Below are 8,395 nucleotides of genomic sequence, written 5' to 3' on the forward strand. Positions count from 1 at the left end.
GCTCAGAGCGCATGTCTTAGTGTACTTTGGCTCCCTTTCTCTCTTTAAATGTAAGTACCTACTCCTATTCTTTCAATACACCGCAAGTCTAAAGGAGCGAACAGGGCCGCCTGGCGGTCGAAGCCTTACTCGTCCTCGACCGCAGCGGCGGCCGCTCCGCTCGGACTGACACAATGAAGCAGACTTTACATTTTAATGCACTGCTCTATGATAATGGAAAATGCAGATGGGTGCTCCGGAGTAGATGAGGCTGATTGATCCGTTTTGGAGTACCTAGGCTTTTTTTAGCTGGTTTGGACATAACTAAGGTAATTTGGGCTGAACAACCGGGTCGCCGGTGCGATTACTAAATTGTTTCTTCCTTTTTTCTTCCCTTCAGTCCACTTTCACTTGACTACGTACAATCCACTACTTACACTTTGATTAAGCTATATAAGTACTCATCTATTACCTGTCCGCCCTTGGTGATAGAAGATTTGATAATTGCCTCAAGGTGATAGCCCGCTTTTTCCAATACCCGCATTGATGCCTTGTTGCCCTCGAATACCCCCGCATATACCCTCTGAAGATGAAGTTCATGAAAGGCATAATTAGTAAGTAGCCGGACTGCAGTAGTACCATAGCCTTTTCCCCAGTAGGGACGTCCAAGCCAATAGCCAATTTCTCCATTGTTTCGATAGATATCATCCTGAGGTGTGATGCTCCCTATACCAATAAAATCTTCCCCGTGAAAAAGGGCAAATACATACTTGACCACTCCCCTCTCTACCAAATCCAAAAACTCCCGGGCGTGGCTTATGGTATAGGGATGAGGAAACACATCCCGCAGATTCTTAGCAATATCAGGATCATTGGCCAGCTCTTGCAAGGCTTTCTCAGAAACAAATCGTATATCTTTCAACTGTACCATTTGTCTTATTATATATTATTCATGGATATTCGGCAGGGATTCATTGGCGATAACTTCAAAGTAAAGCATTACTTTTTCCTCGGCCATTGGAGCTGTTTTAATTTCATCGTTAAACATACTACTTCTTAAAGAGCGGTACAGAACTACTGCATTCATCAGTGCTTTAAGCAAAGAAGTCTTTTCAGGTAGAGCTACTGTACCTTTTAATTGAAGAAGATCATTGGGCTCCAGATACATTTCTACCTTCCGTACCCCCCTGGGCAGTCTACCGTTTTTCATTAGCAACAAAGGTCCAAACACAGTCATCCGTAAGTAGCTCAGAAAGTCCATAGCCTCGAAATATTCGCCCCGGCCTATCTTTAAAAGCGCATAGTGAACCCAAATCCAAAAGCGATCCTCAATCCATTGTAAATCAAGGGGCTGATCCTGGGCTACAGTTTGTGCAAGTACCTGCTGTAAACGATCTTCCTTGTCAAGTAATACCGCAGGCGTTTCAATCCGCTCACCAAACTCTGCCAGGGTGACAAACTTTATATCTACATGTAGCAATGGCTCGTCATACAGACATATGAGTAGCCGCCGCTCGCCAACATGCTCACCGGTGAAGGCACTAAGCAACGTTCCCAACCTGCCTGCATAGTGCATCATCAGGGCTTTATCAGGTGTCTTGTGATCATTAACAACCAATAATAAGTCAAGATCTGAATACGGATCTACCTCGCCGGATATCCAAGACCCTCCAACCGCCAGCCCTACTACATAAGGATCCTGACTCAACAAATTGGAAGCATGCTCTGCAAAGTCCTTTTGATTAATTTTGTCTTTCTGTGACATATTATATTTTATAATAAATGTACTGGTACAAAAGAACATCACTCCGCTTGTCCGCAAGCATGGATAACAGCCACTTAGCAATACATAGCTGTACTCGCCGGCTCGAAACTCTGCAACTACTTTTGTATATTCGCTCAGGGGATGCACAGATGCAAAAATGAAGATCTTAGTTAATAAGGCATTTGCACAAACGGACTATAAATTGACTTAAACGGATTATGTATCAAATTCAGGGAGCTGATTTTGCATCGCTATTTTGCCGAACCTTCTCAGAGAACTTTAAGTCCTTTGAATTGTCTGGAAGCTTACCAGGCAGGTTTGCCTGCTATTCTTCCGGCTATCAGGGAGAAGGCTTTGAGGTTCTGCACTTCCGGGGATGTTTTGAAGAAAACGTACAGGTTAAAAGTGTGCAGGATCACACCCATATAAGTCTGCATTTTCAACTTAATGGCTACTCAGATGCTCGCATATCCGGGTTTGATCAAATCCTGCCGATGGCAAAAGGAGAGTTAAATCTGCTTAATTGTGTAAATCCCGAAGGTAGCTTTTACTTTCCTTCCCAACAGCAGTACGAGTATGTAAGTATTAGCCTTTCCGCAGACTACTTCCAAAACTTTCTCCTGGCATGCGGACCAGCTTACGAAAGCCTGCTGGTAAAGAGTGTAAAGGGAGAATCCTTTCAGACCTTCTCACAAAACCCACTGTTAGGACTGGAATTACGTAGCCAGTTGCACCTATTAATGCACCCAGTGGTAAGTGACGATCTGAGAAAACCATACCTGGAAGCTAAAATAAAGGAATTACTGCTACTAACACTAGGCGGCTCCTATACGGAATCTCCTACCTCCGAGCCTGTTGAAAAGGAGCTTTTCATTGCCGTTCGAAACTACCTGCAGGTAAACTATCTGCGTCCATTGACCCTCAAAGGTATTGCACAAGCATTTGGAACGAATGACTTCAAGCTCAAAAAGGGATTTAAATCAACCTTTGGAACAACCGTGTTTGGCTATATTCATCAGCTTCGCATGCAGTATGCTTATAGGTTATTGATAAGTGGGGAGTATAGCATAGGTGAAATCGCTACGTTGATCGGCTATGGCTCGGATGCAGCTTTTATCAGGGCTTTTCACCAACAGTTTGGACTATCGCCAGGAAGGCTTATGAAATAGGGGTTACTTGTTAAAAAAAGGCCATTTTGACGGACATTAGGATCCCAAGAAGTACTCAGGTATTGCCGCAGAAAGCTAAATAACCTATACCTGATTGTTGCTTAGAACAAATAGAAAACACCCAACTGCTGGCCTTAAAAATAAGGAGTACTTCAGTATATCTGCAAGATTAAATACCCGTTCATCTTACATAATTTATGATCGCATAATCATACCTCATGAGGATAGTTTATAATACACCATTCTCTATCTCATCTAAATATATAAACTCGGGCGACTTCACCCCAGCATCTTTCCTGATCTGTACCAGGCGAGGAGATTCAAAGAACTCTCTTGCTTCTTTATGACCTTTCCATTTTGAAAAATGAACAATCTTGTTTGCATCTTTATCATATCTTAAAACCTGATAGGAGATCTCACCAGCATCTTTTCTTATTTGGGATGCATTGTCAAACACTACTTTCCATTGGTCATAGTCTTTTACTTCGTGAATAATTAGCATGTAACCCATAAGATCCATTTTTAAAATTAATATATGTAATCTAAATAACGTATTTTACTTACAGTTACTTTGCTGCTAATATCATATTCACTTTATTGATAAACCGCCAGTGTAAAACCCACAGAACCAGGCCCAATGCTCCTCCGACCTGTCCAGCGATATTTGGGGCTAAGGATAGCAACTGTGCAATACACCAGCCCATACCTGTTATCATTCCATAATCCTTCATCGCCAACAATTTAATATTACGATTTGCCTCGGCTTCTATGGAGTTAGAGATATTAATAATGATAAAGAAATCCTCGATAAAGTTATAGGGTAGCAAAAACATATACCAGACTGATTTTGGTCTAGCTTTTCGATTTCCTTTTGAGATAAGTGACAAACATGTCTCTAATGCAATGCAGTAATAAGCAACAGCTATAAAAAAAGCGATGGCCAGTAGGGATATACCAGCAGTACCAACCGTTGAAATCATATCAAGTGCACCTGATTTATCGGAAGAATCTATATATGGAGAAAGTGCAATTAGCAAAACAATACCCGAGAGACCTATCTTAACTAATGTTTTGGTAAAAGTATTCATCGTTCTTCTATTAAGTTGCTAGAATAAGTTTCACATTCTTCTATAAAGCCGGCATTTGTAGGATCGTTCTGCCTTCTTGTTAAATGACAGATAAATAAGGGCACCCTTAGGTACTCGGATACATGAAATAAAATATACCGTTTGGTTTATTTTAGGACAAAAAAATTATACAGCTAAACCAAGTATTAATTTCTCAATATATCGCATAGCAATTCTTAGCTCCGTTGATCTTCCTGTAACTTTTGCTTGCATTATAGCTCCTTCTATTATAGATATCAAAATAACCGCAATTTCTGACGGGTTAGTATCGGCTTTAACTTCGCCCCTCTGGATACCTCTTTTAATTTGATTTTCAATTGATTGTTTCCAATAAGCAAGAGCATTTGAAGCCCGTTCTCTTAGCTTAGGATGAGTGTCGTCAGCTTCCGTTGAAGTATTTAGTATGGGGCATCCTGGTTGCAAGAAGGGAACTTCCAGAAAGTCATGATAAACCCTCGGGTAAACCAGCAGTCGTTCGATAGAATTTTCTGATGCTAAAATTTTGTCTTTGATGTATAGCGTAACGCAGTTAAAGTTGTAATCAAATGCAGCAAGTGCAATCTCATCCTTATTCTCAAAGTTGCCGTAAATGCATCCTTTAGTCAGTCCGGTAGCTTTTGTCAAATCTGTAAATGAAGTTCCAGCATACCCCTTTTCATTGAAAATAGGGGCAACACGTTCAACTATATACTGCTTTGTTCGCTCTGACTTAGATATTGGTCCTATCATAACTGTACAAATATATAATAAAATAAACCAATCGGTTTATTTTATCAAAAAAGTTTGATCCTGGTGTGGAATGTGTCCTTTACGAGAGCTTAGATAAGATTTTAAATTATCAGCTTACCGTCAAGGACGAAAAGCTACAATGGTACAGTGATCACGTGCAGATAGGCACTAAGCTGCCCGGCAGGGCCAGCTGCTGTTTGCTCATATAGGGATCCAGTGGCAACAACATCAACTTTAGCCTTTTGGCACTAAGATTGTCCACTCCTGTACAGACCTTAAATAGACATGAGGAAGTAGCGTACTTTTAGATCACCAAAAACCTTAAACGATACATGAACAAATTTTACAAAACTGTTTTGACGGTACTCATAGTGCTGGTTGTGGCTTCGGCTTTACAAGGTGCTTATAGAGCTGTTACGGGCAACTTCCTGGCTTATGCCTCCCTTATCACCTCTGGATTGGTGGTATTGGGCATAGTAACACTTGGCTACCTATCTTTTGCAGGGATCAAGCGCCTTTGGACCCTTGGCCTGATTGCCCTGATCCCCTTCTGGCAGAGTTGTAATTACGCCAAGTCGAATCAGCAGGTAGTGGTTTCGGATGATTGTGGGATGAAGTGGTCGCTGATCAAGGCAGGCGAAGCAGTTCCCAAGGGTGTGGGTAACCCTTGCTTTATGAAGGTAGTGATCCCGAACTACCCCATGCAGGGAGACAGCAAGTTTATTTCGAACCTGAAAGACCGCGTTAGGGCTGCCATTCATATAGACTACGATTACTCCATTGTAGAGCCATTGGCTTTTATTAAGCAAGCCAAGTACCTGGGCAAAGCCAATACGGATGCTGATAGTGAAGGAGCCTTGAACTCAGCTGCCTTTGAAGGAGCTGAAAATATGGTGATCGATAAGCGAATCCGGGATGTGAGTAAGGCGCTCTTCCTGGAAGAAGATATCGTGGAGCTGGACCAGGCCGAAATCGAAAATAGGCTGCTGGCTGAATCGAATAAGGTACTGGAGCCGCTAGGCGTACACTTGAACTTCATCACGCTAACCTTTGACCTGGACGAGCAGACCCGGCAGGCCATTGACATCTCGACAGCCATGAAGATCTATGAAAGCAAAGGGTTGACGGATGTTGGTAAGCAGGTAATGGTATCAAGAGCGGGTGCAACCAAAATAACCATTGAGCAGAAGCCTGCACCTGCTCCACAGACCGAAGAGTAACTTTTATATGATCAAAGTACGTAATCAATATATGTAACTACTGGATCACCTTTGGCCTACATGTGGCATTCCACTTGTTACTCCTGCATATTGTTAATTTAAAGTACTCTCATTAATTGATGGTTATTAAACAGAAAGTCAGGCCTTTTCGATCTGCTGGTGACGGTGATTGCGCCGTTGACGGTATCATTTCAGTCAATTATGGCAGCTTTAATGAATCCGTGGAGTCGCTTCCAGGTGATTGAAATTAGGATAAAGGGTAAATTACCTTCGTATTCCACTGACATAGCAATATACTATCTGATATTTCTACATAGGAGAGATAAAAATAATAAAGTAATCCTCAAGCAACTAGTATGGTGTATGTTGCATCTTAGCTACAAACTTTCTCTACTCTTCCAACATGGTCAAGCACACGCTCTATCTACTGGTAATCTTTCTTTGTACCGCTTGCAGTACAACCCGCCCCATCAGAACTAGCGATGGGCAGAGGATGCCTAATAGCATTGCTGAAACGCGCCGAGTCAAAATCGGCGGTATCAAACAATTTGTAACGATACGAGGAGCAGATCGCCGTAATCCAATCCTGTTGTGGTTACACGGAGGCCCAGGTAGTATTTCTATGCCACTTTATCTGTACTACAATGCAACATTGGAGAATCAGTTCACGGTTGTGTATTGGGATCAACGCGGATCGGGAAAGTCCTATTCCTCCCGTATTCCACCCTCCAGTATGACTTTGGATCAGTTCATTGCGGATACCCATGAACTTACCCAATGGCTTAAGCAACGATTTAACCAGGATAAGGTAGTATTATTAGGGCACTCATGGGGGGGATTGCTGGGGATGCACGTCATCGCCAGGCATCCGGTTGACTATACCGCTTTTGTTGCTGTTTCTCCCGTTACCAATGGACCCGAAAGTGAACGGCTTTCTTACGAATTTACGCTCAATACCGCTCAGCAAAAGCAGGACACCGTCGCCTTAGCCACTTTAAAACGAATTGGCAATCCTGTTAATGGTATATATCGAGATGGGTGGAGCGCATTAAAACAACAAAGAGACTTAGTGCAAAAGTATGGAGGAGTACTACATCAAAACCTTAAACTACCCCATAGCCAAATCTTTCTTCGATCTAGGGAGTACAGCTTACTGGACTTGTTGAAGACCAAAAAGATAATACGTCTCTCAGCCCCCATGGCCAAAGACATATGGCCTGAAATGGATCTAAAAAATCAGATACCGGTGGTTAAGGTACCGGTTTATTTTTGTTTAGGCCGGTATGATTATAATTGTCCATCTGAATTAGTAGCTGATTATTATGAATCATTACAAGCGCCTTACAAAGAACTTATCTGGTTTGAGGAGTCAGCTCATGCTGCTTGTCTGGAGGAATCTGATAAATTCAACGCACTGGTAATGGAGAAGCTGGTACCAGAGAATAATAAAGGTGTTCCAAAATAGAAGCAAGTGAAGGCAAAGAAATGTTGATTTATCTTTAGGAATATACCCTTTCTTTCTATGCTTGGGCAGGAATCTTATCGGAAAACTCGTGATATCATTGGTATGTTGAGTGTTCCATCCAGTGCTCCCGGCATTTCCAAACTACTCGTAGAATGGATCATTGGTCACGAAGCTATCGCCTTCCTTGGCCCTCGACATCTTCCAATCCGGAGCAGGAAGAACGCAGGATGACAACTAGTTCTGGGCAGAAAATGAGCTCTTGAAATATGACCCCTAATCTTCAATGACCACCAAAATGCTGGATCTCCAATTCACCCTCCAATCCCAAGAGCTTATCGCTCATTTTCGCAGGAAACAATTTCAAACCACATGGTGGCGATAGGTCCTGTTAGGAGTCATGATGATCCTGGTTGCCTGGTTCTGCTTTCAGATCGTGGGCTGGGGTGGCTTGCTGATGTTTGTCGTAATCATTTCGATGATGCTGATTTGGCTGCTCTGGGGTTATCCCAGGTTGGTGCTCCATACCATGAAAAAAATGCCTTCCTGGGGTAAGCCCGTTCAGTATGTGTTTGATGACAATGGTTTTACCCAACAGACCGCTTTTTCAAAAGCCACTATACAGTGGCATGCCATCATCCGGGCAGAGGAATTGCCAGACTGGTTTCTGCTGCATACTGCTTCTCCGCTGGTCTTTTATGCGATCCCAAAGCGTGCCTTCACCGTTGAGCAGCAACAAACATTTAAAATTATTTTTAAAAACAAAGTATTGCTGAACGTATAATACAAGGTATGTTGCTTTTATGATCAACCAAAAATAAAACCATTAATCGATCTCATAAGAAAATAGATATGTTGCATCGGTGAAAACTAGCTAGTTAGTCAAGTAGAAGTTCCACAATCCGGCGCAAACCTCCACTGTATCACTGTACATTTTACAATTG

At 42.3% G+C, this 8,395-nt stretch carries 9 protein-coding genes; 4 read left to right on the forward strand and 5 right to left on the reverse strand.

Features of this window, described 5'->3' with window-relative positions:
* Positions 1-412: 412 nt before the first annotated feature.
* Together JTN23_RS25615 and JTN23_RS25620 are read right to left on the reverse strand one after the other, a co-directional pair.
* Positions 413-901 carry a GNAT family N-acetyltransferase gene (locus JTN23_RS25615; RefSeq protein ID WP_247237975.1) on the reverse strand — a complete coding sequence of 163 codons (489 nt, stop codon included), beginning with the start codon at positions 899-901 and terminating at the stop codon, positions 413-415.
* Positions 902-925: 24 nt separating this feature from the next.
* Positions 926-1,744, reverse strand: coding sequence for a nucleotidyltransferase domain-containing protein (locus tag JTN23_RS25620; protein WP_247237976.1), 819 nt, complete (start codon positions 1,742-1,744; stop codon positions 926-928).
* A gap of 218 nt (positions 1,745-1,962) precedes the next feature.
* On the opposite strand from JTN23_RS25620, the gene JTN23_RS25625 reads away from it, so the two are divergent.
* A complete protein-coding gene (locus JTN23_RS25625; RefSeq protein WP_247237977.1) occupies positions 1,963-2,913 on the forward strand; it encodes a helix-turn-helix transcriptional regulator in 951 nt (316 codons plus the stop codon).
* Between the two features lie 229 nt (positions 2,914-3,142).
* Here the strand turns inward: JTN23_RS25625 and JTN23_RS25630 are convergent, their stop codons facing one another.
* From JTN23_RS25630 to JTN23_RS25640, 3 genes are all read right to left on the reverse strand, one after another.
* On the reverse strand, positions 3,143-3,433 hold the full coding sequence (locus tag JTN23_RS25630; RefSeq protein WP_247237978.1) for a hypothetical protein: 291 nt from the start codon (positions 3,431-3,433) through the stop codon (positions 3,143-3,145).
* 46 nt (positions 3,434-3,479) lie between these two features.
* Positions 3,480-4,001 (reverse strand): hypothetical protein, encoded by a 522-nt coding sequence (locus JTN23_RS25635; RefSeq protein WP_247237979.1) that lies wholly within the window; start codon positions 3,999-4,001, stop codon positions 3,480-3,482.
* Positions 4,002-4,166: 165 nt separating this feature from the next.
* The gene (locus JTN23_RS25640) at positions 4,167-4,769 is read right to left on the reverse strand and encodes a TetR/AcrR family transcriptional regulator (RefSeq protein WP_247237981.1); all 603 of its coding nucleotides are present in this window, start codon (positions 4,767-4,769) and stop codon (positions 4,167-4,169) included.
* A 332-nt stretch (positions 4,770-5,101) separates the two neighbouring features.
* On the opposite strand from JTN23_RS25640, the gene JTN23_RS25645 reads away from it, so the two are divergent.
* The 3 genes from JTN23_RS25645 (at position 5,102) to JTN23_RS25655 (ending at position 8,235) form a co-directional block, all read left to right on the forward strand.
* Positions 5,102-5,989, forward strand: a complete 888-nt coding sequence (locus tag JTN23_RS25645) for a hypothetical protein (RefSeq protein ID WP_247237982.1) — start codon at positions 5,102-5,104, stop codon at positions 5,987-5,989.
* 493 nt (positions 5,990-6,482) lie between these two features.
* Positions 6,483-7,454 (forward strand): alpha/beta fold hydrolase, encoded by a 972-nt coding sequence (locus JTN23_RS25650; RefSeq protein ID WP_247237983.1) that lies wholly within the window; start codon positions 6,483-6,485, stop codon positions 7,452-7,454.
* Between the two features lie 397 nt (positions 7,455-7,851).
* Entirely contained in the window at positions 7,852-8,235 is a 384-nt protein-coding gene (locus JTN23_RS25655; protein ID WP_247237984.1) for a YcxB family protein, read from the forward strand.
* The last annotated feature ends 160 nt before the right edge of the window (positions 8,236-8,395 follow it).

Source organism: Telluribacter roseus (assembly GCF_017355915.2).
GTDB lineage: Bacteria > Bacteroidota > Bacteroidia > Cytophagales > Spirosomataceae > Telluribacter.